Source organism: Shewanella sp. 10N.286.51.B2 (assembly GCF_041469265.1).
GTDB lineage: Bacteria > Pseudomonadota > Gammaproteobacteria > Enterobacterales > Shewanellaceae > Shewanella.
In genome coordinates, this window is sequence record NZ_JBFRKH010000119.1 from 1 (window position 1) to 400 (window position 400).

At 41.5% G+C, this 400-nt stretch carries 1 pseudogene; it reads right to left on the reverse strand.

The features are described 5' to 3' along the window. Positions 1-63 precede the first annotated feature (63 nt). Positions 64-400, reverse strand: a pseudogene (locus AB4140_RS19660) (transposase); the annotation flags it as partial.

The following is a 400-nucleotide window of genomic DNA, read 5'->3' on the forward strand; positions in this document are numbered from 1 at the left end:
ACTAAATTCAATCCAGCAGAAAAAAGTGGGAAATGCTTTTATTTTAAATTAAGAAATGGTGTATTAAGCGCACAACCAGCGCTGACAGTTAGCTGCACCTTGTCGTCGTTTTAGGTCTAAATGCTCACAATAATCTGTTAATGCAGGCAACGCCCCCACCGCACCTTTGAATAAAGCGCCAAACTCAGTGGTGATTTTAAGCCAATTCTCTGCGGGAATGTTCAGCCTATTGAGGATATCCTGACTACTCGCGCTAATGACGCCGCGTTTATCTTCTCGAATAATCCGCCCTGTATCTTCAACCAGCACAATGTAGTCTTTAACACTAAACATCAGTCCATTAGGCATATTTAAACGTTCATTTCCTACAAATGGTAGTAACTCTTTTGGTTGCTCACCT